Source organism: Microbacterium aquimaris (assembly GCF_039531285.1).
Taxonomy (GTDB): Bacteria; Actinomycetota; Actinomycetes; order Actinomycetales; family Microbacteriaceae; genus Microbacterium; species Microbacterium aquimaris.
Genome location: NZ_BAAAPT010000002.1, coordinates 36,963 through 60,801, shown reverse-complemented (window position 1 = coordinate 60,801; position 23,839 = coordinate 36,963). Strand labels below are relative to the sequence as shown.

At 69.6% G+C, this 23,839-nt stretch carries 23 protein-coding genes; 8 read left to right on the top strand and 15 right to left on the bottom strand.

Features of this window, described 5'->3' with window-relative positions:
- Positions 1-30: 30 nt before the first annotated feature.
- The 3 genes from def to ABD204_RS09735 are packed head-to-tail and all read right to left on the bottom strand — an operon-like array spanning position 31 to position 5,721.
- Complete coding sequence (gene def / locus ABD204_RS09745) at positions 31-522, bottom strand: peptide deformylase (protein WP_194425350.1); 492 nt, start codon at positions 520-522, stop codon at positions 31-33.
- 1 nt (position 523) lies between these two features.
- On the bottom strand, positions 524-2,269 hold the full coding sequence (locus ABD204_RS09740; RefSeq protein ID WP_194425351.1) for a nucleotide-binding protein: 1,746 nt from the start codon (positions 2,267-2,269) through the stop codon (positions 524-526).
- A 44-nt stretch (positions 2,270-2,313) separates the two neighbouring features.
- The gene (locus ABD204_RS09735; RefSeq protein WP_194425352.1) at positions 2,314-5,721 is read right to left on the bottom strand and encodes a pyruvate carboxylase; all 3,408 of its coding nucleotides are present in this window, start codon (positions 5,719-5,721) and stop codon (positions 2,314-2,316) included.
- A gap of 70 nt (positions 5,722-5,791) precedes the next feature.
- On the opposite strand from ABD204_RS09735, the gene ABD204_RS09730 reads away from it, so the two are divergent.
- The 3 genes from ABD204_RS09730 to ABD204_RS09720 all read left to right on the top strand — a co-directional run bounded on the left by ABD204_RS09730 (position 5,792) and on the right by ABD204_RS09720 (position 9,140).
- Positions 5,792-6,607, top strand: coding sequence for a ParA family protein (locus ABD204_RS09730; protein WP_194425353.1), 816 nt, complete (start codon positions 5,792-5,794; stop codon positions 6,605-6,607).
- 107 nt (positions 6,608-6,714) lie between these two features.
- The gene (locus ABD204_RS09725) at positions 6,715-7,932 is read left to right on the top strand and encodes a trans-sulfuration enzyme family protein (RefSeq protein ID WP_194425354.1); all 1,218 of its coding nucleotides are present in this window, start codon (positions 6,715-6,717) and stop codon (positions 7,930-7,932) included.
- Positions 7,929-9,140, top strand: coding sequence for a glycosyltransferase (locus ABD204_RS09720; protein ID WP_194425355.1), 1,212 nt, complete (start codon positions 7,929-7,931; stop codon positions 9,138-9,140). The genes ABD204_RS09725 and ABD204_RS09720 overlap by 4 nt, the downstream gene beginning before the upstream one ends.
- A 23-nt stretch (positions 9,141-9,163) precedes the next feature.
- On the opposite strand, the gene ABD204_RS09715 is transcribed toward ABD204_RS09720, so the two are convergent.
- The 3 genes from ABD204_RS09715 to ABD204_RS09705 form a co-directional block, all read right to left on the bottom strand.
- The gene (locus ABD204_RS09715) at positions 9,164-9,709 is read right to left on the bottom strand and encodes a MerR family transcriptional regulator (protein ID WP_194425356.1); all 546 of its coding nucleotides are present in this window, start codon (positions 9,707-9,709) and stop codon (positions 9,164-9,166) included.
- Between the two features lie 91 nt (positions 9,710-9,800).
- On the bottom strand, positions 9,801-10,493 hold the full coding sequence (gene ftsR, locus ABD204_RS09710) for a transcriptional regulator FtsR (protein WP_194425357.1): 693 nt from the start codon (positions 10,491-10,493) through the stop codon (positions 9,801-9,803).
- Positions 10,493-10,993 carry an FHA domain-containing protein gene (locus ABD204_RS09705; RefSeq protein ID WP_194425358.1) on the bottom strand — a complete coding sequence of 167 codons (501 nt, stop codon included), beginning with the start codon at positions 10,991-10,993 and terminating at the stop codon, positions 10,493-10,495. The genes ftsR and ABD204_RS09705 overlap by 1 nt, the downstream gene beginning before the upstream one ends.
- Positions 10,994-11,134: 141 nt before the next feature.
- On the opposite strand from ABD204_RS09705, the gene ABD204_RS09700 reads away from it, so the two are divergent.
- Positions 11,135-11,788 carry a copper resistance CopC family protein gene (locus tag ABD204_RS09700; RefSeq protein ID WP_194425359.1) on the top strand — a complete coding sequence of 218 codons (654 nt, stop codon included), beginning with the start codon at positions 11,135-11,137 and terminating at the stop codon, positions 11,786-11,788.
- A 10-nt stretch (positions 11,789-11,798) separates the two neighbouring features.
- Positions 11,799-13,196 (top strand): dihydrolipoyl dehydrogenase, encoded by a 1,398-nt coding sequence (lpdA, locus tag ABD204_RS09695; protein ID WP_194425360.1) that lies wholly within the window; start codon positions 11,799-11,801, stop codon positions 13,194-13,196.
- 83 nt (positions 13,197-13,279) lie between these two features.
- Here the strand turns inward: lpdA and ABD204_RS09690 are convergent, their stop codons facing one another.
- The gene (locus tag ABD204_RS09690; RefSeq protein ID WP_194425361.1) at positions 13,280-13,894 is read right to left on the bottom strand and encodes a CYTH domain-containing protein; all 615 of its coding nucleotides are present in this window, start codon (positions 13,892-13,894) and stop codon (positions 13,280-13,282) included.
- Between the two features lie 3 nt (positions 13,895-13,897).
- Entirely contained in the window at positions 13,898-14,131 is a 234-nt protein-coding gene (locus ABD204_RS09685; protein ID WP_194425362.1) for a response regulator, read from the bottom strand.
- Positions 14,132-14,225: 94 nt separating this feature from the next.
- Between ABD204_RS09685 and glgP the strand changes: the two genes are divergently transcribed.
- Both glgP and ABD204_RS09675 read left to right on the top strand, forming a co-directional pair.
- On the top strand, positions 14,226-16,778 hold the full coding sequence (gene glgP, locus ABD204_RS09680) for an alpha-glucan family phosphorylase (RefSeq protein ID WP_194425363.1): 2,553 nt from the start codon (positions 14,226-14,228) through the stop codon (positions 16,776-16,778).
- Between the two features lie 61 nt (positions 16,779-16,839).
- Complete coding sequence (locus ABD204_RS09675) at positions 16,840-17,571, top strand: glutamine amidotransferase (RefSeq protein ID WP_194425364.1); 732 nt, start codon at positions 16,840-16,842, stop codon at positions 17,569-17,571.
- On the opposite strand, the gene ABD204_RS09670 is transcribed toward ABD204_RS09675, so the two are convergent.
- From ABD204_RS09670 to ABD204_RS09645, 6 genes are all read right to left on the bottom strand, one after another.
- Complete coding sequence (locus tag ABD204_RS09670; protein WP_194425365.1) at positions 17,559-18,233, bottom strand: NAD(P)H-hydrate epimerase; 675 nt, start codon at positions 18,231-18,233, stop codon at positions 17,559-17,561. The two genes, ABD204_RS09675 and ABD204_RS09670, sit on opposite strands and share 13 nt — an antisense overlap.
- The gene (locus ABD204_RS09665) at positions 18,230-19,240 is read right to left on the bottom strand and encodes a YihY/virulence factor BrkB family protein (RefSeq protein WP_194425366.1); all 1,011 of its coding nucleotides are present in this window, start codon (positions 19,238-19,240) and stop codon (positions 18,230-18,232) included. Before ABD204_RS09665 ends, ABD204_RS09670 begins: the two co-directional genes overlap by 4 nt.
- Positions 19,241-19,296: 56 nt before the next feature.
- On the bottom strand, positions 19,297-19,806 hold the full coding sequence (locus ABD204_RS09660; protein WP_194425367.1) for a prepilin peptidase: 510 nt from the start codon (positions 19,804-19,806) through the stop codon (positions 19,297-19,299).
- An 87-nt stretch (positions 19,807-19,893) separates the two neighbouring features.
- Positions 19,894-20,886, bottom strand: a complete 993-nt coding sequence (locus tag ABD204_RS09655; protein ID WP_194425368.1) for an aldo/keto reductase — start codon at positions 20,884-20,886, stop codon at positions 19,894-19,896.
- 175 nt (positions 20,887-21,061) lie between these two features.
- Entirely contained in the window at positions 21,062-21,358 is a 297-nt protein-coding gene (locus ABD204_RS09650; protein WP_194425369.1) for a DUF1905 domain-containing protein, read from the bottom strand.
- The gene (locus tag ABD204_RS09645) at positions 21,355-22,272 is read right to left on the bottom strand and encodes a L,D-transpeptidase (RefSeq protein WP_194425370.1); all 918 of its coding nucleotides are present in this window, start codon (positions 22,270-22,272) and stop codon (positions 21,355-21,357) included. Before ABD204_RS09645 ends, ABD204_RS09650 begins: the two co-directional genes overlap by 4 nt.
- Positions 22,273-22,366: 94 nt before the next feature.
- Here ABD204_RS09645 and ABD204_RS09640 point away from each other — a divergent pair, with 94 nt between their 5' ends.
- Complete coding sequence (locus ABD204_RS09640; RefSeq protein WP_194425371.1) at positions 22,367-22,759, top strand: HsmA family protein; 393 nt, start codon at positions 22,367-22,369, stop codon at positions 22,757-22,759.
- A gap of 41 nt (positions 22,760-22,800) precedes the next feature.
- Here ABD204_RS09640 and ABD204_RS09635 read toward each other — a convergent pair whose 3' ends face one another.
- A complete protein-coding gene (locus ABD204_RS09635) occupies positions 22,801-23,817 on the bottom strand; it encodes a helix-turn-helix transcriptional regulator (protein ID WP_206697562.1) in 1,017 nt (338 codons plus the stop codon).
- Positions 23,818-23,839 lie beyond the last annotated feature (22 nt).

Below are 23,839 nucleotides of genomic sequence, written 5' to 3'. Positions count from 1 at the left end.
ATGTCGGGTCCTCCTCCTTCTGCGCGCAGGTCAGAACCAGTCTGACTCTCGGATCTCGCGCATCGCGATCTTGCGGGTCTCGGGCGCGAGCCGGGTGAGGTAGAGCTTGCCGTCGAGGTGATCGGTTTCGTGCTGCAGGGCCTGGGCCATGAGCCCGTCGCCCTCGAGGACCACCTCGCGACCGTCCACGTCGATGCCGCGTGCCGCGGCGTACGGGTAACGCAGCGCATCGTGCCAGAGGCCCGGCACCGACAGACAGCCCTCGCCGATGTATTCCGGATCCCCCGAGAGCTCGATGATCTCGGGATTGAGCAGGTACCCGATGTCGCCGTCGATGTTGTAGCTGAACGCGCGCAGCCCGACTCCGATCTGCGGCGCCGCGACACCCGCACGGCCGGGGGGTTCGACGGTGTCGAGGAGATCCCGGACGAGCGAGCGGATGCCGTCGTCGATGGTCTCGATCGTCGCGCAGGGCGCCCGCAGGACCGGGTCGCCGAAGATGCGGATCGCGCGGACGGCCATCTCAGGCCGCCGCCGGCGTCGAGCGGAGCCCCTCCACGACCACGGCGGCGAGGTCGCGGGCGGCCTGCCGCGTCCCCGCGTCGAGGTCGCGGAACACGATGGACGATCCTGTGGCGATGTGGGCGTCGTACGGCATCCGGACGACGGCGCGCACCCGCGTGCGGAAATGGGCTTCGAGCTGGTCGAGCTGGACGAGCGGTGCACCGGGGCGACCGCTGTTGAGGACGACGACGGCCTTGCGGACCTGCTCGGCGTATCCGTTCGTCTCCAGCCAGGTCAAGGTCTCCGAGGCGAGTCTGGCCTCGTCGACACTGAGACCGGCGACGAGCACGAGCTGATCGGCCAGGTCCAGTGTCGCGCCCATCACGGAGTGGACGACTCCGGTACCCGTGTCCGTGAGGACGATGGAGTAGTAGTGCGCGGCCACGCTCGCGACGTCGTGGTAGTCGCGACCGTTGAAGGCCTCGGACACCTGGGGATCGGCGTCCGAGGCGAGCACGTCGAGCCGCGTCTCGTCGCGGGCGACGATCGAGGAGATGTCGCTGTAGCCCGAGACCTGACCGCGAACGCGCGCCAGGTCGCGCACCGTCTTGCCGCTGGTGCGCCCGATCCGGTCGGCGAGGGTACCCCGGTCGGGGTTCGCGTCGACGGCGATCACGCGGTCGTCCCGCGCGTCGGCGAGGGCCATACCCAACAGGGTCGTGACCGTGGTCTTTCCCACACCGCCCTTGCGCGACATGACGGGGACGAATCGCGCGGCGCCGGGCAGCGGTGCCGCGATCTTGCGATCGAGCTCTTTGCGCGCCTGCGCCTTCTTGCTGTCACCGAGGTGGATGCGCTTGCCCGACAGAGCGTAGATGAGCTGTTGCCAGTAGCCCTCCGGCTCGGGACGGGCCATCTGGGCGGGGTCGAGCAACCGGTCGGCGGTGAGCAGGTCTGCGGTCTCACGGCCGGCTTCGAACTCGCCGAGGCGCTTCGAGGTCAACGCGACCTCGGCGCGGGTCTGCACGCGCTCGACCTCCTCGGCGCGTCCGGTCGGGTGGGGTTCACCGGGGTGCTGAGCTTCCCATCGGGTGGCCGGGACGCTGCCGGTGTTCGCCTCACCGGCGGCCGCAGAGCGCGAGGTCGCCGCGGGTGCGGATACACCCGTCGTCGGCGCGGGCGACGGAGCGTCGGTCGGGGTCTCGGACACTCTCTCATCCTGCCCGAGCGATGCCTCGTGCGGCGAACCCTGCGCGACGTCGGGCTCGACATCGGAAACGGCACCGGATGCGGCCTCCGGCACGGGGCGAGACGGCGCCACGTCGGGGGCTTCCGCAGCCGCGCCCGGCCCGTCGCCGTCGTCACCGGCCTCGGGCTCGACGTCGGTGATGATCTCGGCGGTGTGCGCGTCGATGTCGACGGTCACGAACGGCTGCTCGCCGGTCTCCAGGTCCCCCTCCACGACGTCCTCGTCCGCCGACTCCGGGTCGGTGGGCTCAGCGGCCTCGGCGGGCGCGGATGCCTCGGAGGACTCGCCGTCGACGACGGCGTCTCCGACGACATCGCGCACGAACGACACCTCGTCGTCGACCACGTCTTCGTCGTCGTCGTCGTCGCCATGGACGACCGGCAACGACACCGACACCTGCTGCGTGGATGTGCCGAGCAGGCCGATGGCATGGGTGTCGAGGTTCCCGGCGTCGTCGAGGACGGCGTTCTCGGCCGCCTCGTCGTTCGGCGAGTGGTCGGGATGATCGGGGTTCACGGGGTGCTCCTGAGGTTCTCGCGCGCGTAGGCGCGCCTTCCAGGCTAACCCGCGGGCGTGATGACGACCAAAAGGTCACCCGCGTCGACCTGCGCGGTGGCGGCGACCGCCAACCGCTCCACGACACCGTCGACCGGGACGGTGATGGCCGCCTCCATCTTCATCGCCTCGATCGAGGCGACCGGCTGGCCGGCCGCGACGGTGTCCCCCACGCCCACCTTCACCGTCACCACTCCGGAGAACGGCGCCGCCACCTGACCCGGCTTGGACGTATCGGCCTTCTCCACCTGGTGGGTCTCGACCGTGATGCTGCGATCCCGCACGAACACCGGGCGAAGCTGCCCGTTCAGGGTGGTCATCACCGTGCGCATACCCTTGTCGTCGGCCTCACCGATGGCTTCGAGGCCGACGAAGAGCTTCACACCGCGGTCGATCTCGACCACGTGCTCACCGCCGGGCTCGAGCCCGTAGAGGTAGTCGGCGGTTTCGAGCACGCTCAGGTCACCGAAGACCTCGCACGACTGCTCGTAGGCGCGCGTCGGTGCCGGGAACAGCAGGGTGTTGAGGGCGCGGCGTCGCTCGGCGGCGTCCCCGGCCAGGGCTGCGGACTCGTCGGCGGTCAGCGGGGTGACCCCCGTCTTGACATCACGCCCCTGCAGCACCTTCGAGCGGAACGGCTCCGGCCATCCGCCCGGCAGATCACCCAGCTCGCCGGCCATGAAGCCGACGACCGAGTCGGGCACATCGTATTTCTCCGGGTTGGCCTCGAAGTCGGCGGGATCCGCTTTCACGGCCGCCAGATGCAACGCGAGGTCACCCACCACCTTCGAAGAAGGCGTCACCTTGGGGACACGTCCGAGGATCCGGTTCGCCGCGGCATACATGTCCTCGATCAACTCGAAGTCCTCCGCGAGCCCGAGCGCGATGGCCTGTTGACGGAGGTTCGACAGCTGGCCGCCGGGGATCTCGTGGTGGTAGACGCGGCCGGTGGGCCCGGGCAGACCGGACTCGAAGGGCGCATACAGATTGCGGACCGCCTCCCAGTACGGCTCGAGATCGTTCACCGCCGACAGGTCCAGTCCGGTGTCGCGTTCGGTGTGCGCGAGCGAGGCCACCAGCGCCGACAGGGACGGCTGGCTCGTCGTCCCCGACATCGGTGCCGCCGCGGCATCGACCGCGTCCGCGCCCGCGGCACTGGCCGCCAGCAGCGTCGCGAGCTGCCCCCCGGCGGTGTCGTGGGTGTGGACGTGGACCGGCACGTCGAAGCGCTCGCGGAGCGCCGAGACGAGCGTGGACGCCGCGGCGGGCCGCAACAGACCCGCCATGTCCTTGATCGCCAACACATGGGCACCGGCCTCGACGATCTGATCGGCCAGCTTCAGGTAGTAGTCGAGCGTGTACAGATCCTCGGCCGGGTTGAGCAGATCCCCGGTGTAGCAGAGAGCGACCTCCGCGAGCCCGGTGCCGGTGGCCAGCACCGAATCGATCGCGGGGCGCATCTGCGCCACGTCGTTGAGTGCGTCGAAGATGCGAAAGATGTCGACCCCGGTGGCCGCGGCCTCGCGCACGAACGCGTCCGTGACCTCGGTCGGGTACGGCGTGTATCCGACCGTGTTGCGACCTCGCAGCAGCATCTGGATGGCGATGTTCGGCAACGCCGACCGCAGCTTCTCGAGCCGCTCCCACGGGTCTTCGCTGAGGAAGCGCAGCGCGACGTCGTAGGTGGCACCGCCCCAAGCCTCCACAGACAGCAGCTGCGGGGTCATCCGGGACACGTACGGTGCGACCGCCAGGAGGTCCTTCGTGCGCACGCGCGTGGCCAGCAGCGACTGATGGGCGTCGCGGAAGGTCGTGTCAGTCACGCCCAGCGCCGTCTGCGACCGCAGCGCGGCGGCGAAGCCCGCGGGGCCGAGGTCACGGATCTGCTGTCGTGTTCCGTCGGGCGCCTCGGCGGCCAGGTCGATCGCCGGGAGCTTCTGACGCGGCTCGACGGTCACCGGGTTCGATCCGTGCGGCTTGTTGACAGTGGTGTCCACGAGCCAGTTCAGGATCTTCGTTCCCCGGTCCTTCGACTCGCGTCCCCTCAGCAACCCGGGTCGTTCGTCGATGAACGAGGTGCTGATGTCGCCGGCGATGAACGACGGGTCGTCCAGCACCGCCTGCAGGAACGGGATGTTCGTGGATACGCCGCGGATGCGGAACTCCGCCAGCGCGCGTCGCGCCCGCAGCACCGCGGCACCGAAGTCGCGACCGCGACACGTCAGCTTGGAGAGCATGGAGTCGAAGTGCGGGCTGATCTGCGCGCCCGCGGCGGTCGTCCCGCCGTCCAGCCGGATGCCCGCACCACCGGGTGAACGGTAGGTGGTGATCTTGCCGGTGTCGGGGCGGAAGCCCTGCGTGGGGTCCTCGGTCGTGATGCGGCACTGCAGTGCCGCGCCGCGAAGCTGGATGCGATCCTGCGAGAGCCCGAGATCCTCGAGCGACTGTCCCGACGCGATGCGCATCTGCGACTGCACGAGGTCGACGTCGGTGACCTCCTCGGTCACGGTGTGCTCGACCTGGATCCGGGGATTCATCTCGATGAAGACGACTTCACCCGTGCGGGGGCCGGCGGTTTCGAGGAGGAACTCGACGGTGCCGGCGTTCTCGTATCCGATCGACTGCGCGAACGCGATCGCGTGGGCGTGGAGAGCTGCGGCGACGTCGGGCTCGAGGTTGGGTGCCGGAGCGATCTCGATCACCTTCTGGTGGCGTCGCTGGACCGAGCAGTCGCGTTCGAACAGGTGGACGGTGTGTCCGGTCTTGTCGGCCAGCACCTGCACCTCGACGTGGCGTGGCCGCTGCACGGCCTGCTCGAGGAAGACGCGGGCGTCGCCGAAGGCGCTCCCCGCTTCACGCATCGCCTCGGCCATCGCGGGGGCGAGTTCCTCCTTGGATGCGACCCGCCGCATCCCCCGACCACCACCGCCGGCGACGGCTTTGACGAAGATGGGGAAGCCGATCTCGTCGGCCTGGGCCAGCAGCTCGTCGACGTCGTCGGATGCGGGGGTCGAGCGCAGCACCGGCACACCCGCCGCGATGGCGTGCTCTTTCGCGGTGACCTTGTTGCCCGCCATCTCGAGCACCTTCTCGGGCGGACCGATGAACACGATCCCGTTGGCGGCGGCCTTCGCGGCGAGATCGGGGTTCTCCGAAAGGAACCCGTATCCGGGGTAGATCGCGTCGGCGCCGGCCTCCCGGGCGACACGGATGATCTCATCGACGTCGAGATAGGCCCGCACCGGGTGACCGGTCTCGCCGATCTGGTAGGCCTCGTCCGCCTTCAGCCGGTGCAGCGAGTTGCGGTCTTCGTGGGGGAAGACCGCCACGGTCCTCGCACCGAGTTCGTACGCCGCACGGAACGCACGGATGGCGATCTCCCCGCGATTGGCTACCAGGATCTTTCGGAACATGCGTACCTCGCTGTGCATGGCGGATCGGTGAAGTGTGCTCACAGCCTAGGGGAAGGTAACGTAGTGCCTCGTGCACGTACTCTCCGTCAGCTCCCTCAAGGGCGGGGTCGGAAAGACGACGGTGACCCTGGGACTCGCCTCCGCCGCATTCGCGCGGGGCGTCCGGACTCTCGTCGTCGACCTCGACCCTCAGTCCGACGTGTCTACGGGCATGGACATCCAGGTCGCCGGGCGATTGAACATCGCCGACGTCTTGGCCAACCCCAAGGACAAGGTCGTCAAGCAGGCGATCACCGCCAGTGGATGGGCCAAGGTCCACCCCGGCACGATCGACGTCATGATCGGCAGTCCCTCGGCAATCAACTTCGACGGCCCGCACCCGAGCGTGCGCGACGTGTGGAAGCTGGAGGAGGCGTTGGCGACCATCGAGTCCGAGTACGACCTCGTCCTCATCGACTGCGCGCCGTCTCTGAACGCCCTCACCCGTACCGCGTGGGCCGCGAGCGATCGTGTCGTGGTCGTCACCGAGCCCGGGCTGTTCTCCGTCGCCGCAGCCGACCGCGCGCTGCGGGCGATCGAGGAGATCCGTCGTGGCCTGTCGCCGCGCCTGCAGCCTCTCGGGATCGTCGTCAATCGCGTGCGCCCGCAGTCGATCGAACACCAGTTCCGCATCAAGGAGCTGCGCGACATGTTCGGGCCCCTCGTGCTGTCCCCGCAGCTCCCCGAGCGCACGTCGCTCCAGCAGGCACAGGGTGCGGCCAAGCCGCTGCACATCTGGCCGGGCGACTCGGCGCAAGAGCTCGCCGCCGACTTCGACGCCCTGCTGGACCGCGTCATGCGGATCGGGCGGATCCCCTCGCCGGCCCAGGGCTCTGCGTCGTCCTGACCCGCCGCGCGGGGCATCCTGACCCGCGACGCCGCTTCGAGATGCGTTTGTGCGCAGCCGGCACGTCATCGGTTGCGCGCTTTCGCACCGTCACCCACGATGCATGCATGGCATCATCGACGCGACACATCGACAGCACGGCCGTCCACGCCGGGCGCGAGGATCTCGCGTCGCTCGGCGTGCACGCGCTCCCGATCGACCTCTCGTCGACCAATCCCCTGCCCGATGTCGACCTCGGCGGCCTCTCCTACGAAACACTCGCCTCGGGCGGTCACCCGCCCGCGGTGGGCTCCCACGTCTATGCGCGTCTGTGGAATCCCACCGTCGCCCGGTTCGAGAAGGGGCTGGCGGAGCTGGAGCACGGCGCGGACTCCGTGGCCTTCGCCTCCGGGATGGCCGCGATGACCGCGGCCATCCTCACCGTGGTCTCCCCCGATCGCCGCCACATCGTCGCGGTCCGCCCCCTCTACGGTGGCACCGATCATCTCCTGGCGACCGGACTGCTCGGCACCACGGTCACCTTCTGCGCCCCGGCGGAGATCGCGGCGTCGATCACGCCCGACACGGCCGCGGTGATCCTCGAGACCCCGGCCAACCCCACCCTCGAGCTCGTCGACATCGCCGACGCGGTGACCCAGGCGGGCCCTGTCCCGGTGGTCGTGGACAACACCTTCGCGACACCGGTCCTGCAGCGCCCCCTCGACCTCGGCGCGGCGATGTCGCTGCACAGCGCGACCAAGTACATCGGCGGACACGGCGACGCTGTCGGTGGAGTGATCGCCTGCGACGACGATCGGGCCGCCGCGTTGCGGCGCACCCGGGCGATCACCGGAGCGATCCTGCACCCGATGGCCGCCTATCTCCTGCACCGCGGACTGCCGACATTGCCGACGCGCATCCGTGCGCAGCAGTCCTCCGCCACGCAGATCGCCGCCTGGCTGGCCACCCATCCCATGGTGGCCCGCGTGCATCACCCCTCCCTCCCCGGCGGTGACCCCTCCGGGCTGGTCGGCCGACAGATGCGCGGCCCCGGAGCGATGATCGGCGTGGAGCTGGCGGGCGGCTTCCCCGTCGCCGCGGCACTGACCGGCGAGGTGGCGCTGTTCACCCACGCCGTCTCGCTCGGCGGCGTCGACTCGCTCATCCAGCACCCCGCCGCGCTCACCCACCGCCCGGTGGCCGCCGACGCGAAGCCCTCCGACGCGCTGGTTCGCCTGTCCATCGGCCTCGAGGACCCCGACGACCTGATCGCCGACCTCGACCGAGCTCTGTTCGCCGCGGCGCAGATCGCGCGATCGCATGTGGCGTCCGAGATGAACGCATGAAGGTCCTGCTGATCACCGCCGGTTCGCGCGGCGACGTCGAACCGTTCCTCGCGCTCGCCCGGCGTCTGGCCACCGAAGGACACCAGGCCCACGTGGCCCTCCCCGACAACTCCGGCGCGGACACGGAGGGTGTCGTCACGATCTCGCTGGGCGCCGATTTCACGCGGGTGATCGAGCAACAGGGTGTCTCCCCCGTCACGGCGATGCGGTCGCTGCGAACCGTGGTGCGACCGATCATGCGCGCCGTCTTCCTCGGCGCGGTCCGAGCCGCCCGCGAAACCTCCCCGGATGTGATCCTGTACCACCCGAAGGTGCTCTCCGCGCCGCTGGCCGCGGATGTGCTCGGTGTCCCTCACATCGTGGCCGAACTGGTCCCCGCCATGACGCCCACCCGCGCGTTCCCCGCCGCCGGGACGGTGCCTTTCAGCCTCGGCCCTCTCAACCGGGTCACCTACGCCGGTGCCACCGGGGCCCGGCGCATGTTCGCCGCGGATCTCGACGCCGCCTCACGAGAGCTCGGACGCCCCGAACGACCACGACAGGATTCGCCGGCGTCGTCGAACCTCGTGCCCGTGAGTCCGGCGGTCCTGGAGCGCCCCGACGATTGGCCCGTCACGACGACCCTGACCGGAGCATGGACCGGCGGCGGTCACGCGCAGGATCGTCCGGTGGACGCCGAACTCGCGCAGTTCCTCGACGGTGAGGTGCTCTACGCGGGGTTCGGTTCGATGGCCGCCTCCGGTGCGACGCGGCGCGGACGTGCCGTGGTGGAGGCCGCCCGATCGCAGGGTCTGCGGGCTCTGGTGGTCACGGGCCTCGGCGGCCTCGGCGTGGACGAGGACCTCCGCGGCGACGACGTCCTGGTGCGCGAGGCGGTGGACCACCATGCGGTGCTGCCGCGCGTGGTCGCCGCGGTGCACCACGGCGGCGTGGGGACCGTGCACGCGGCACTCGGCGCCGCCGCGCCCTCCGTGATCGTGCCCTTCATCGCGGATCAGCCCTTCTGGGGCGCCCGCCTGGCGGCCGCGGGATTGGGGCCCTCGCCCATCCGCGCGTCGCGCCTCGACATCGCCCGGCTCTCGCGCGCCATCGAACGGATCGACCGCTATCGCCCGGCGACCACCGAGGCGGCCGAGCGCATGCGCGCGGAGGACGGCACCGGAACAGCCACGCGCATCCTCGAGCGGATCAGCGACGCGCGACGCTGACGCACGACGATCCGCGAATGTGGTCAGGCGGTACGCGCGGCGCGGCGTGCGGCCAGTTCATCCATCTGGTCGGGCCGCTGCGGATCGAACTCGACCAACGTCGACTCGACCTCGCGGAGCACCTTGCCGACGGCGATGCCGAACACGCCCTGGCCGCGGCTCACGAGGTCGATGACCTCGTCACTGGAGGTGCACAGGTAGACGGAGGCGCCATCGCTCATCAGCGTCGTGCCGGTGAGGTCGCGGATCCCCGCCGCGCGCAGCTGCTCGACGGCGGTGCGGATCTGCTGGAGGGAGATCCCCGTGTCCAGGAGTCTCTTCACGAGCTTGAGGACGAGGATGTCGCGGAATCCGTAGAGCCGCTGCGAGCCGGAGCCGCTCGCGCCACGCACGGTGGGCTCGACGAGTTCGGTACGAGCCCAGTAGTCCAGCTGACGGTAGGTGATGCCGGCCGCTCGGGCGGCGACGGCACCGCGGTAGCCGGTCTCGTCGTCCATCTCAGGCAGACCGTCCGTGAAGAGGAGGTCGGACACGAAAGCGGGTTGGTCACTCGCTTCGAATGCGCCCATGCGCGTCTCCTCCCGATCGGTTATCCCCAACGCTAGAACAGCGGAGGGCACCGGGCAACGACATCGGGGTGTCGAGGCTCGGCGTGTCGCGTCAGGTGAGCAGCCGGTCCAGGGCCGCACGGAGGTAGACCGCACGCATTTCGTCCAGTCTGCGGGCCAGTTCCGGGGCGATCTCCCCGGCACGGCCGCGTGATGCCGCGTCGGTGCGGCGCAGCAGGGGCGTCAATGCGGACTCGATGAGGGCGGCGTCGCGCTCGGCCCCCTGCCGCAGTGCGCGCACGTGCCGAGGCTCGATCCCATGACGGTTCAAGGCCGCGAGCGACCGCAACAGCGTCACCGTCTCCTCGGTGTAGGTCTCCGCCCCTTGGATGACCCCGGTGCCGATGGCGTCGTTGAGCAGCTGCGCCGGACACCCGGCCGCGCTGAGCAGTTCTTCGCGGCGGTAGCGGCGCGGTGCGGGGACGATCGCCGCCGCCCCGACCGACGTCGGCGGAGCGGGCTCCCGCCCGGCATCGAGCTCGACGAGGTAGTCGCGGATCACGCTCAACGGCAGATAGTGGTCTCGCTGGAGGGTGAGGGCCAGGCGGAGGCGCTCGACGTCGTCGTGGGAGAACTTGCGGTACCCCGACTCGGTGCGCACGGGGGTGACGATCCCCTGCACCTCCAGGAAGCGCAGCTTGCTCGAGGTCAGATTGGGGAACTCCGGCGCGAGGCGGGCCAACACCTGCCCGATGCTCAGACGGCCCGCGGACGGCGTGCGTTCGCGGGCTGATGCGGAAGCCATCAGCCTTCCGTGGCGGGAAGGTCGGAGGGCGACACGAAGAAGTTGAGCCGGAACTTCCCGACCCGCACCTCCGCACCGTTCTCCAGTCGCGCACGGTCGGCGCGTTCGCCGTTGACGTACGTGCCGTTCAGGGAGCGCTGATCGACGAGTTCGAAGGCCGTGCCGGATCGCGTGATCTCGGCGTGACGGCGGGAGACGGTGACGTCGTCGAAGAAGATGTCGGCCTCGGGGTGACGCCCCACCGTCGTGACGTCGGAGTCGAGCAGGTAGCGGGCTCCGGCTGTGGGCCCCGACCGCACGAGCAGCAGCGCGGCCCCGGAGGGGAGCGCTTCGATGGCTTCGAGCTCGGTCTCACTCAGCTCGCTGCCGAACGGGACATACGACAGATCGGATTCGTGCCCGAAGGTCTGCGTGGTGTCGCTCTGGGCGGCCCGGTCGGCGTCACCGGGGCGTCCGGCCCGGTGAATGTCGTCCGGTTCCGGGCGGCGGTATTCCTCCACGGTGGTCCTTCCTCTCCGATGCCCAAGCCTATCCGATCGGCGCCCTCGCGAAACCGCTCTCGGTGCGCGAAGGGGGTACTCGAAACTACTCAGAAACCCCCACCCGTGTCGAGTCCGGGACAGCCCGGTAGGCTCGGCGGTGTGACGCACGCGATTACCCTTCGATTCCGCTGTCTCCTCGTCGCCCTCACCGCCGTCCTGATGACGATCGGCTCCCTCGCGGCCGCGGCCCCGGCGCACGCGCACGACGAGCTCGTCTCCACCGATCCCGAGGCCGATTCGACCGTGGAGGTGCTGCCCGAGGAACTCGTGCTGACCTTCAGCGGCATCCTCTCCACCGAGGAGGGGGCGACGGAGGTCGCCGTCACCGACTCCGCAGGCGAGTCGGTCGCCGATGGCGACCCCGAGGTCGTCGAGACGACGGTCACGCAGCCGCTCGTCGGCGACTCGACCGGCGCGATCACCGTGCAGTGGAAGGTCGTCTCCTCCGACGGCCACCCCATCTCGGGCGAGTTCTCCTTCGACGTGGCGACCCCTACCCCGTCGCCGACTCCGACGGCCTCGAGCGCGGAACCCGACCCGACGCCCACCGAGACGGTCGCCCCCAGCCCCACGGCGACGCCCGAACCGTCCTCCGAGGTCTCCTCCGCCGTCCCGTGGGTCATCGGGGGGATCGTCGCCCTGGCGGTCATCGCCGCGGTCGTGTATCTCGTCGCCTCGCGCCGCCGCACTCCCCCGACCGACCCCGGCACGCACGCGCCGGGACCGGATTCCGCGGGCCCCTCCGAGCGATAGGCTTACACCCATGCCTCACTACGACGTCGTCATCCTCGGCGCGGGTCCCGGCGGGTACGTCGCGGCCGTGCGCGCTTCCCAGCTCGGCAAGTCCGTCGCGATCATCGAAGAGAAGTACTGGGGCGGTGTGTGCCTGAACGTCGGGTGCATCCCGTCGAAGGCGCTGCTGCGCAACGCCGACCTCGCCCACACCTTCACCCACAAGGCCGACCTCTTCGGCATCTCCGGTGAGGTGTCCTTCGACTTCGGCACGGCGTGGGATCGCAGTCGCAAGGTGGCCGAGACGCACGTCAAGGGCATCCACTACCTGATGAAGAAGAACTCCGTGACCGAGTACGACGGTCGCGGCAGCTTCGTCGACGCGAACACCATCGATGTGGCCACCTCGGCCGGGTCGACCGAGCGGCTGACTTTCGACAACGCGATCATCGCCACCGGGTCGACGGTGCGCCTGCTGCCGGGTGTCCAGCTCAGCGAGAACGTCGTCACCTACGAGGAGCAGATCCTCGCCCGCGACCTTCCCGACTCGATCGCCATCGTCGGTGCCGGCGCCATCGGCATGGAGTTCGCCTACGTGCTGACCAACTACGGCGTGAAGGTCACGATCATCGAGTTCCTCGACCGCGCACTGCCGAACGAGGACGTCGAGGTCTCCAAGGAGATCGCACGCCAGTACAAGAAGCTCGGCGTCGAGATCCTCACCTCCACCAAGGTCGAGTCCATCACCGACCACGGCGACAAGGTCACCGTGGCCTACACCGGCAAAGACGGCGCCCAGGGCTCCGTCGAGGCCGGCAAGGTGCTCATGTCGATCGGCTTCGCCCCCAACGTCGAGGGCTTCGGTCTCGACAAGACCGGGGTCACGCTCACCGAGCGTGGTGCCATCGAGATCGACGACTACATGCAGACGAGCGTCCCGCACATCTACGCGATCGGCGACGTCACCGCCAAGCTGCAGCTCGCCCACGTCGCCGAGGCTCAGGGCGTCGTGGCCGCGGAGACCATCGCCGGCGCCGAAACCATGGCGCTGGGCGACTACCGCATGATGCCGCGCGCGACGTTCTGTTCGCCCCAGGTGGCCAGCTTCGGCCTGACCGAGCAGCAGGCACGTGACGAGGGCTACGACGTGAAGGTCGCCAAGTTCCCGTTCAGCGCCAACGGCAAGGCGAACGGCCTCGGCGAGGCGGTCGGCTTCGTGAAGATCGTCGCCGACGGCGAGCACCTCGAACTGCTCGGCGCCCACATGATCGGCCCGGACGTGTCGGAGCTTCTGCCCGAGTTGACCCTCGCGCAGAAGTGGGACCTCACGGCCCTGGAGGCGGCACGCAACGTGCACACCCATCCGACCCTGTCGGAGGCCGTGCAGGAGGCCTTCCACGGCATCGCCGGTCACATGATCAACATCTGACCCACCGATCGACGGAAAAGGAGCGGGCCGCCCGGCGGCGCCCGCTCCTTTCCGTCGTCAACCGGCCGGTCGACACGCGCGTGTCATACGCCGAGGGCGCGTGCCAGCTTCGAATCCGAGGTCGCCTCGATCGCTCCCGCTGCGTGGGCGATGCGCGCGATCTCTGCGAACAGCGCCTCGTGGTCGTCCGGAGCTGCGGGACCGAGTTCGACCTCCCACTCCCGCCAGTTGCGCTCCACCCCCGCGCGTTCGTCACGCGTACGGACGTGGTCGTCGACGAACTCGGCGACCACGGCGCCGGCCGCATCGAGCATCTCGTAAGCGACGCGATCGTTCCGGATGCGCGCCAGCGGCGTCAGTTCGGCCTCGGTGACGTGGGCGAGGGCAGCACGGACGACCTCGGGCGGACCGTCCACGGGTCCGTCGCCGAGCGGCCAGCCGAGTTCCTCGCGCCCGGCACCCCGGCGAGGCCCCTTGATGTGCCACCCCGCGTCATGGCCCCCGGTCCGGCGGCGCAACGCGTACCCCGCGCGTCCGAGTTCGACCTCGGCCGTGTCGAAGTACACGGCATCGAGCGTGCGATGCTCCCCCGACGTGACGGAGGCGACACCCGAAACGGTCGACCAGTCGGGAACGACGACATCCGCCTCGACGTCGAATTTCACCTCGACCTCGAGCGTGCGCTGAGGCTCCGTCACGGATCAGCGCCGGTCGCGGGGCGTGTCGCTGTAGGGGTCGATGTCATCCTCCGACTCGACGAACCAGAACTCGCCTTCGGTGGGTCCGTCGTCGTCTCCGGTGTTGATGAGCTCTCCCCGACGTTCGTAGACCACCTGGGTCTCGCTGTAGGGGACGATCAGCTGCTCCTGCTCGACGTCGTCGACAGGGATCACCTGCCCGTCGAGCGGGCCTCCGTGTAGTCGTGCGATAGCCATGTCCCGAGCCTAGTCCTCGGTCCCCGCGGCGGGTCCACCTTGCGATCACCTCGAGGATGTGGTCTGTTTCCCCGTCTGGCCTAGACTCCCCGGCGTGAAGGCCATCCGCACGTTCACCGTCCGCCCCGTCCTCGCCGAATCGCTCGCCGCGCTCGACCGCCTCGCCTCAAATTGGCGATGGTCTTGGAGCCGGTCCACCCACGCACTGTTCTGCAGCATGGACCCCGAGCTGTGGGAGGTGGTCGGACAGAATCCCGCCCGTATGCTCGGCGCTCTGGGTCAGTCCCGCCTCGATGCGCTCGCGGACGATCCCACGTTCGTCGAGCGCGTCGGCGAAGAGGATGGACGCCTCCAGGCGTATCTGGCCGGTGACCGGTGGTACCAGCACCTCGACGGGGCCAAACCACGGGCCATCGCCTACTTCTCGCCCGAGTTCGGCGTCGACGGATCTCTGCCGCAGTACTCCGGGGGCCTGGGGATCCTCGCCGGCGACCATCTGAAGAGCGCCTCGGATCTCGGCGTCCCCCTCATCGGTGTCGGCCTCTTCTACCGCGCCGGGTACTTCCGTCAGGCGATAGGCGATGACGGCTGGCAGCGGGAGGACTACCCGTCCCTGGATCCCTACGGTCTCGGCTTGACCCTGCTGCGCGGATCCGACGGGGCCCCGGTGGAGATCGCGCTCGACCTCTTCGGGGGCAGGCGCCTGTCGGCGCGCGTGTGGGTGGCCCAGATCGGCCGCATCCCCCTCCTGCTGTTGGACTCGGAGACGCCGAGCAACTCCGAGGAGCTGCGCCGTGTGACCGACCGACTGTACGGCGGCGGGGGTGAGCATCGGCTCCTCCAAGAACTCCTCCTCGGTGTCGGCGGCGTACGCGCCGTCCGAGCGTGGTCGACGCTGACGGGCACCGACGCTCCGGACGTGTTCCACACGAACGAGGGCCATGCGGGCTTCCAGGGCCTCGAGCGCATGTCGGAGCTGATCACCCGAGACCGCCTCGACTTCGACTCGGCACTGGCACAGGTCCGAGCCTCGACCGTCTTCACGACCCACACCCCCGTTCCCGCGGGGATCGACCGTTTTCCGCGTTCGCTGATCGAAGCGACGTTGGTCGGCGGGCTGTTCGCCGGGCTCGACCCGGTGCGCGCGCTCGAGCTGGGGCTCGAGGCGTATCCGGGCGGAGACCCGAACACCTTCAACATGGCGGTGCTCGGTCTGCACCTCGGACAGCACGCCAACGGCGTGTCCAAGCTGCACGGTTGCGTGAGCCGCGAGATGTTCGGTCACCTCTGGCCGAGCGTCGACGCGGACGAGGTTCCGATCACCTCGATCACCAACGGCGTCCACGCGCCGACCTGGGTCCATCCGGAGTTGAAGGAGCTCAGCGAACGTGCGTTCGGCGACGCGCTGACCACGAACCACGACTGGCGCGACCGGGAACGCGTCGACGACGCGGCGATCTGGCAGACCCGTCGCCGCATGAAGGCCGGGCTCGTGGCGGAGGCCCGCCGGCGACTGGCCGCCGCGGAGGAATCAGCCGTCGCGGCACCGTGGATCGACGATGCGCTCGACCCGGACATCCTGACGATCGGCTTCGCCCGCCGGGTGCCCACCTACAAGCGCCTCACGCTCATGCTGCGCGACCCGGAGCGTCTCACGCGGATCCTGACCGATCCGCAGCGTCCGGTGCAGATCGTCGTGGCCGGCAAGTCCCACCCGGCAGACGATTCGGGCAAGGTGCTCATCCAGCAGCTCGTGAGGTTCAGTCAGGATCCCCGTGTGCGGGGACGCATCGTCTTCCTCCCCGACTACGACATCGGGCTCGCCAAACACCTGTACCCCGGGTGTGACGTGTGGCTGAACAACCCCCTGCGCCCCTTGGAGGCGTGCGGGACGAGCGGCATGAAGGCCGCGCTGAACGGCGCCTTGAACCTGTCGATCCTCGACGGCTGGTGGGATGAGTGGTTCGACGGTCGGAACGGGTGGGCGATCCCCTCCGCCGACACCGCCGCGAACGACGACGAACGGGACGACGCGGAAGCCGCCGCCTTGTACGACCTCATCGAGAACCGACTCGTGCCCGCCTACTACGACCGCGCCGGCGACACACCCACGGGTTGGCTAGAGATGGTGCGACACACGATGACCGATCTCGGCGCGAAGGCCACCAGTGACCGCATGGTGCGCGACTACGTCACCGAGCTCTACATGCCGGCGGCGCGACACGACGCCGAGCTCGCACGCGACGATCACGCCCCCGCGAGGGACTTGGCCGCCTTCATCGCCCGTGTTCGCCACGCGTGGACGGACGTGCGGGTGGACAGCGTCGACGTGGACGGTGCGACGCAGCACGCGAAGACCGGCGAGACCCTCACCGTCACCGCGCGGGTGCGGCTCGGCGACCTCACCCCCGAGGACGTGACCGCGGAGCTGATCCACGGCCACGCGGACAGCGACGGCCGCCTCGACCGCACGCGCCACGTGAGCGAGCTCTCCCCGCAGGCCGTCTCACCCGACGGCCTGGTGACCTTCGTGGGTTCTCTGCGGCTCACGCAGACCGGTCCGTTCGGTTACACCGTGCGCATCGTTCCCCGGCACGCCCAGCTCATCTCCCCGGTCGAGCTCGGCCTGGTCGCGCTACCGGGCTGATCGGGCACCGGGGGCACCGAGTCGTCGACCGGTGTCCCCTCGTGCCGGGTTATCGTGAGGTGTGAAGCCGTTCGCCCTCCTCGCCACGCGGGCCGAAGACGTGCCGGCCGATGAGGAGTACCGTCTTTTCCTCGAGGGCACCGGACTCGCTGAGCGCGACCTCATCCGGATCCGCCTCGAAGCGGGCCCCCTGCCGCGGCTCGATCTCGACGGGCTGTCGGGGATCTTCGTCGGCGGCGGGCCGTTCAACGCCTCCGACCCGCTCGAACGGAAGTCCGCCGTGCAGAGACGCGTCGAGGCGGAGTTCGCGGCGCTCCTCGACGAGGTGGTCACGCGTGATCTTCCGTTCTTGGGTGCCTGTTACGGCATCGGAACACTCGGCGCGCACCTGCGCGCGACCATCGACCGCACCTACGGAGAGCCGATCGGGGTCGCCGACGTGGCCGTGACGGAGGCCGGATCGGCCGATCCTCTCTTGGCGGGCCTTCCCCGCGACTTCGGCGCGTTCGTCGGGCACAAAGAAGCGATCCGCAGCCTGCCCGAGAACGCCACCGTGCTGGCGTCGTCACCGGGGTGTCCGGTGCAGATGTTCCGCGTGGGGGAGAACGTGTATGCGACGCAGTTCCACCCCGAGCTGGATCTCGAGGGGATCATCGTGCGGATCCACGCCTATGCCGACTACGGGTACTTCGCGGCGCACGAGCTGGAGGCGACCCTGGCGGCGGTGAGACGGGCACCGGTCGAGCATCCGCAGCGCATCCTCCGCACATTCGTCGACCGCTACGCGCGCTGAGCGTCGCCACCGGCGACGACCCGCTCCACCTCGACACGATCCGTCGCCTCCGGCAGATCCAGCCCCAGGTCGACCAAGACGATCCGCCCGGCGAGGCCTTCTCCCCCGCCGAGTCCGCATTTGGCCGCGCCGAACGTGACGGTGACCTCGGCGGGGAGGACGGCGTCGTCGGCGCTTCCCTCATCGGGATGGAGACCGCTGGGCAGATCGACCGCCACCACCGGGGGGAGTTCGGCACCGCGCATGGCCAGCACGGTCTCCCGGGCCGCACCTCGGAGCGGCTCGCGGGCGCCGATGCCGACGATCCCATCGACGACGAGGTCGTACCCGGTGGCGTCGAGCCCGTCGGCTTCGATCCGACGCACGCCGGCGGACATCGCCGCCGCCAGCGCGGCGACGTGGGCATCTCCCGAGGTCAGGAGGGCGTCGACGTCCATCCCCGCCTCGGCCAGCCGCTCTGCGGCGTACAACGCGTCGCCACCGTTGTCTCCGCGCCCGGCGAGGACGAGCACACGCGGGTGCACGCGGTCGACGAGTTCATCGGCGACCACGCGCGCCAACGCCGATGCCGCGCGCAGCATCAGGGGCTCTCCCGCGTCGAGCAACGGCTTCTCGGCGGCGCGCACCTGGTCTGCGGTGTAGGCGGGCACGGTCGTGGTCATTCGGTCTTCTCCCGTTCCTCCCGCTCGGCTTCGCGGGCTTCGGCAAGGTCGTCGACGGCGGTCCGCACGGCGCGTTCGGCGCGCTGGACGCGCCGCTGGGCGAAGGTGGAGGCGCCGTACTTGGCCCGCACCCGGTCACGGTCTTCTTCGACGCCGGTGACGATGTAGGCGCTCGCGATGAGGATCACCTGCGCCGAGAGGTTGATCCACAGCAGGAGCGCGATGAGGGACGCGAACGAGGCCAGCAGCGGATTGGTCGAGGCTCCCCCGACGAACAGGCCGGAAAGCTGTTGGAGCACGGTCAGGCCGACGGCGCCGAGTAGGGCTCCGCTCCACAGCGATCGCGCGGACGCCCGCACACCGGACAGCAGCCGGAAAGACCCGGCGATCAGGGCTGCATCGAGGGCGAACACCGCGGCGATGGTGATGGAGCGCGTGAGGATGATCTCGATGGGCCCTTCATCGGGCCGGCCGAGCAAGTCGGTGACCAGCCCGACCCCCGCGGTGCCGAGGATGGTCACTGCGGCGGAAGCGGCGAGTCCGAGACCGATCCCGATCGCCAAGGCGAGGTTGCGCAGGAGAACCCACACGATCATGAGGTCGTTGGGCGACTCGTCGGCGATCGTCCGCATCGCGAGTCGGAGGGAGCCGATGGCGCCGATGGCGGCTCCGACGAGCCCGATCGTCGCGATGGCCCCGGTGATGCTCAGTCCCGTCGGGGCGCTGATGGCCTCGGCGTCGATGAGTCCACTGCCGTTCGTGCCGATCAGGCCGGGGATGGCGCGGTTGACCGCGTTCACGAGCGCCTGGTAGGCCTCGGGGTTGCCCGACAGCCACAAGGCGGCGAAGGAGAACCCGAGGAGCACGCCGGCGAACACGCTGAACAGTGTGCGGTAGGTGACGCTGTCGCTGAGCTGGGGACCGCGACGCTCTGTGTACAGGAGCAGGGCGCGCACGATCTTGAGAGTGAGGATCCACCGGATGGCGCGTGCGACGAAGTCCTTCATGCCGCCAGGTTATCGAGCGTGCGCACCGACCCGTCCGGCCTTGACGCTCCGCCTGCTCACCCGGTAACCGCCGGGGCGATCGCCAGCAGGATCGCGGCCCACGTCCCGCCGAGCAGCCAGGGCCCGAAGGCGATGCGCGCGGCTCCTCCGCGCCGGCGTGCGACGACCAGCAGGAGCGCGAAGACGCCGGCACCGGCGAAGGCGAGGGCGACGCCGAGCAGGACGGCGTCCCACCCGAGCCATCCGAGATGGATGCCGATGAGCCCGGCGAGCTTCACATCTCCCCCGCCGATCGCGCGCGGATCGAGGATCCGCACCAGGAGGAGCGCGCCGAACAGCGCCGCACCGGCGGCGAGTGCCCGTATGGCCTCCGCACCGTCTCCACCGGCGACCGCGCTGAGGCCGAGGGTCACCGTGGCGAGGGCGTAGCCGGCGGCGACGATGCGGTTGGGAAGCCGGTGGCTTCGTGCATCGATCACCGCGAGTACGACGCTGATGCCGGCGAACGCGACGTAGGCGGCGACGGACGCGCCACGCGCGAGTGCGATCGCGGGCTCCACGTCCATGGCGATGAGCCTAGGTCTGCGCGCGGCCACCCGGGGAGTGGACCGGTCCGATCTGTGGAGAACCGTCCGTCCGCCCCAGGGCGCCGATCACCACTGCGGGTGGATGCTCTCCCGGAGATGGCGGTCGTAGATCTCGCGCACGGACGCATCGAACTGCTCGAGGTCGAATCCGCCGTCGATCAGCTCGGCGGCATCGGCATTGCGCGAGGCCTGCGTGACACTGCGGGCACCGGGGATCACGGTGGTCACCCCTGGTCGCGTGGCGACCCAGGCCAGCGACGCGGCCGCGAGCGGCACGGATTTGGGGAGGGTGGCGGCGAGTTCACGCGCGGCCTGCACGCCGACGCCGAAGTCGACGCCCGAGAATGTCTCCCCTTTGTCGAAGGCCTCGCCGTGGCGGTTGAAGGTGCGGTGGTCGTTCTCGGCGAAGGTCGTGTCGGTGGTGTACTTCCCCGACAACAGTCCCGATGCCAGCGGCACGCGTGCGAACACGGCGACCCCTGCGCGTTCTGCAGCGGGGAGGACCTGGTCGAGCGGTTTCAGCCGGAACGGGTTGATGATGATCTGGATGTTGCTCACGCGCGGACGGGCGATGACGGCGAGGGCCTGTTCACACGTCTCGACGGAGACGCCGTAGGCGGCGATGCGCCCTTCGGTGACGAGGTCGTCGAGGGCCTGGAATGTCGTGTCGGCCTCGATGACCGCGGTGGGTGGGCAGTGCAGCTGTACGAGATCGAGGGTGTCGGTGCGCAGGTTCTGCCGCGACCTGTCGGTCCAGGCGCGGAAGTTCTCGGGTGTGTAGTTCTCGGGCTCCTGCGCGACACGTCGTCCCATCTTCGTCGCGACCGTGACGCTGCGCTCGGGTCGCTCGGAGAGGAACCCTCCGATCAGGCTCTCGCTTCGACCGTCGCCGTACACATCGGCGGTGTCGAAGAGGTTCACCCCCCGGTCGACGGATGCGGCCAGCACCGCGCGGGCGTCGTCTTCGGTGACGTCGCCCCAATCGGCGCCGAGCTGCCAGGTGCCCAGTCCGAGGGCGGATACATGACGGCCGGTGCGGCCGAGGCGTCGCTGCTCCATGTGATGGAGTCTACGGACCCGAAGCCGCGGGGAGGAGGACGCGACAACACCTCCCGCTCGTACACCGCCCAGGTCCCGGGGTCGAGGAGATCGGCGCCGGGTTCGACGATCACGTGCACGTGCCGCCGGGTCTCCACGTTGATCTGCAAGCTCGGCGGAACCGGTACTCGAAGCTCTAGTCCCAGGTGTCGAGGCGCACCCATGCGGTGTCCCCCAGATCAAGACCTTCGGCGACGCGCACGGCTTTCTTCACCGGGAGCACGTAGCTCCCCGACGCCTTGTCGGGGAAGATCGACGTCTCCCATCGCGAGCCACCGATCTCGACGCGCACCTTCACCGAGCCGAACCCCCGACTCGGTCGAGGGATCTCCCGGATCTGCCCACTCAACTCGGGCGGCACTGAGACGAAGAACCACGCGGAGTCGTCGCGCGCATCCCACCGCCACAGTTCGGCGTCGAACTCGAGGTTCATCCCGTGATCACCACCGGCGTGCCCAGCGGCAGCGCGGCGAGCGCCTCGGTCGTCGCGGCGTCGACCCGGAGGCACCCGTTCGAGACGGCGCCCGACCGAGCGTCGTGATAGTGGAAGGCGGTGATGGCCACGTCGGCTCCATCGAAACCATCAAGGGTGGGGCTTTGCGCGGAGAGGTAGATGAGCGGGTTCCCACGCGTGTAGGCGAAGCCCGGTTCCGTGCGGACCGTCATCACGAACGAGCGTCCGAGCGGGGTCGGGGTGGCCTCGACGCCGTATCCGAAGTCGGTGGCGATCCGCTCCCGTTCGTCTCCACGCACGATGTCGATCGTGCGGTCACCGAGAGAGACCTCGACCGTGGCCTCCTGCCCGATCAGCTCGACATCCTGTGTGCGCAGCCATCCGGTGAGCTGACCGGGGTCCCCGCTCGAGGGATACGCCTGACGGCCGACGAGCATGACTTTCACCCATGCGTCGTATCGCTCGATCACCGGCACCACGGTGCCGTCGTAGACGTAATCGCGCGGGAGCGCCGCGACGGGCGGCGCGCCGGGTTCGGCGAAGACGGGTGCGGCGGCGCCGGCCGAACGTGCCGCCACTCCGGTGACATCCCCGAAGGGGTCGTCGTCGACGGGCAACTCCGGGACCACGGCGAACACCGTGATCTCCGGCAGTCCGGCGAGGTCGTAGGTGGTGGTGTCTGCGGCCGGGCCCGAAGATGTCGGCGTGGTGGAGGGTGCCGGCGCGGGTGGGGTCGTCGAGGGGACGGTCGGCGTCGGTGTGGCCGCGGCGGGGACACCCTCGTCGGGAGTGACCACCCAGGCGACGATGAGCGCGGTGACCACGACGACGGCGGCGACGGCGAGCGCCATCCACCCCGCGTTCCGCCGGGTGAGTACACGCGTGGAGGCCATGTCTCCATCGTCGACGCGGGCGACGTGCTTGGCAAGCGTGCCGGCACCACGGCAGGGTGTGCCGGATGCGCGGAGACCGATAGGCTCGGCGGCGATGCTCCCCCTCGCTATCGTCACCATCACCCTCGCGCTGGTCTTCTACACGATCGGTGTGTGGGCCGAACGCATCCAGAAGACGTTGCGCTGGTGGCACGTCGCGTTCTTCGGCCTCGGGCTCGCCGCCGACACCACCGGGACGCTCATGATGACCGGTATCGCGGACGAGCGTCGCGAGGCCGGGGTCGAGGCCAGCGTCGCGAACGTGGTGATGGCGTGGACGGGAACGTTCGCCATCCTCCTGATGGCGGTCCACCTCGTGTGGGCGATCGTGGTTCTCGTGCGCGGCCGCGAACGCGAGCTGCACACGTTCCACCGGTTCAGCATCGTCGTGTGGGCGATCTGGCTCGTCCCGTACATCGCCGGTGCCGCAGGCTCCATGGCCGGCTGACCCCGACATCGGTCATCGGATGACCGATGGCGGGCGGTCGATCAGGGCGCCGGTGCCTCGGTCAGTTCTCGCAGACGACCGACGGCGGCGGCACGGCTGGTCACGGCGAGCACCCGGAACACCCGTTCGAGGTGCTTCTTGACGGTGGCCTCGGAGACCCCGAGTTCTGCGGCGAGTTCGTTGTTCGACCCGCCGGTGCGGGCGAGCACGAGGAGGATCTCCGCCTGCCGGGGTGTCAGCCCCGCACCGATGAGCGTGGCGGTGTCGTGTTCGGTGTCCTGTCGGCGGCGGAGGAAGAGCACGGTGGGACCGAGCGGGACGGAGTGTGCGATGCACTGCCACGGTTGCGTGCCGAGGATGACCTCTCTTCGCGCCGCGTCGCCGCCCACGAGGGGTTCGAGGGCCTCCGGGACGCGGGTCCCTGTCCGAAGCACTTCGGATGACGACGCCTCGATCATCCCGTCGGATCGAACCGAGACCACCGCCCACGCCGAGCGATCCAGCTCGGCGTTCACGAGCCGGGTGCGTTCGTCGTCGAGCGCTGCACGATGATGCATCGCGAGGTGCCCGCTCAGGGCGTTCAGCACGGCGACGTCCCGATCGCTGAACTCCCCGGCCGCTTCGCTGCGGTTGAGGGCGTAACCGACCACCACGTCCGGCGGTGACGGGAGTTGCACGGCCAGCTGGAACCGCACATCGAACGGTCGGTAGAAGTGACGGAACAGGTCGGTGGAGGTGATCTCGCCGCCGCCTTCGACATCACAGAACCTGATCGCTCCGAGCCCCTCGGCGGCGGTCACCGCCGCGATCAGCGGATGTTCGTGGATGTACGTGTCGTAGAACGGCTTGAGCCGCTTCGCACGAGCGCTCTCGTTGGCCGGGACGATGACGTACCGGAAGTCCCGCGTGGCCATGACCATGTCGTTGAACGTGGCGGTGTCGCACACGATCTCCTCCCGGACGGCGGCGAGGACGTCGGGAAAGTCCAGCGGCGGGTGCTCCGTGAGCCGGGCTGCGACGCGCAGGACCGCTTGGGCGTCGGCGTCGCTGAGTTCCATGGCGAGCCAGACTATCGGCGGA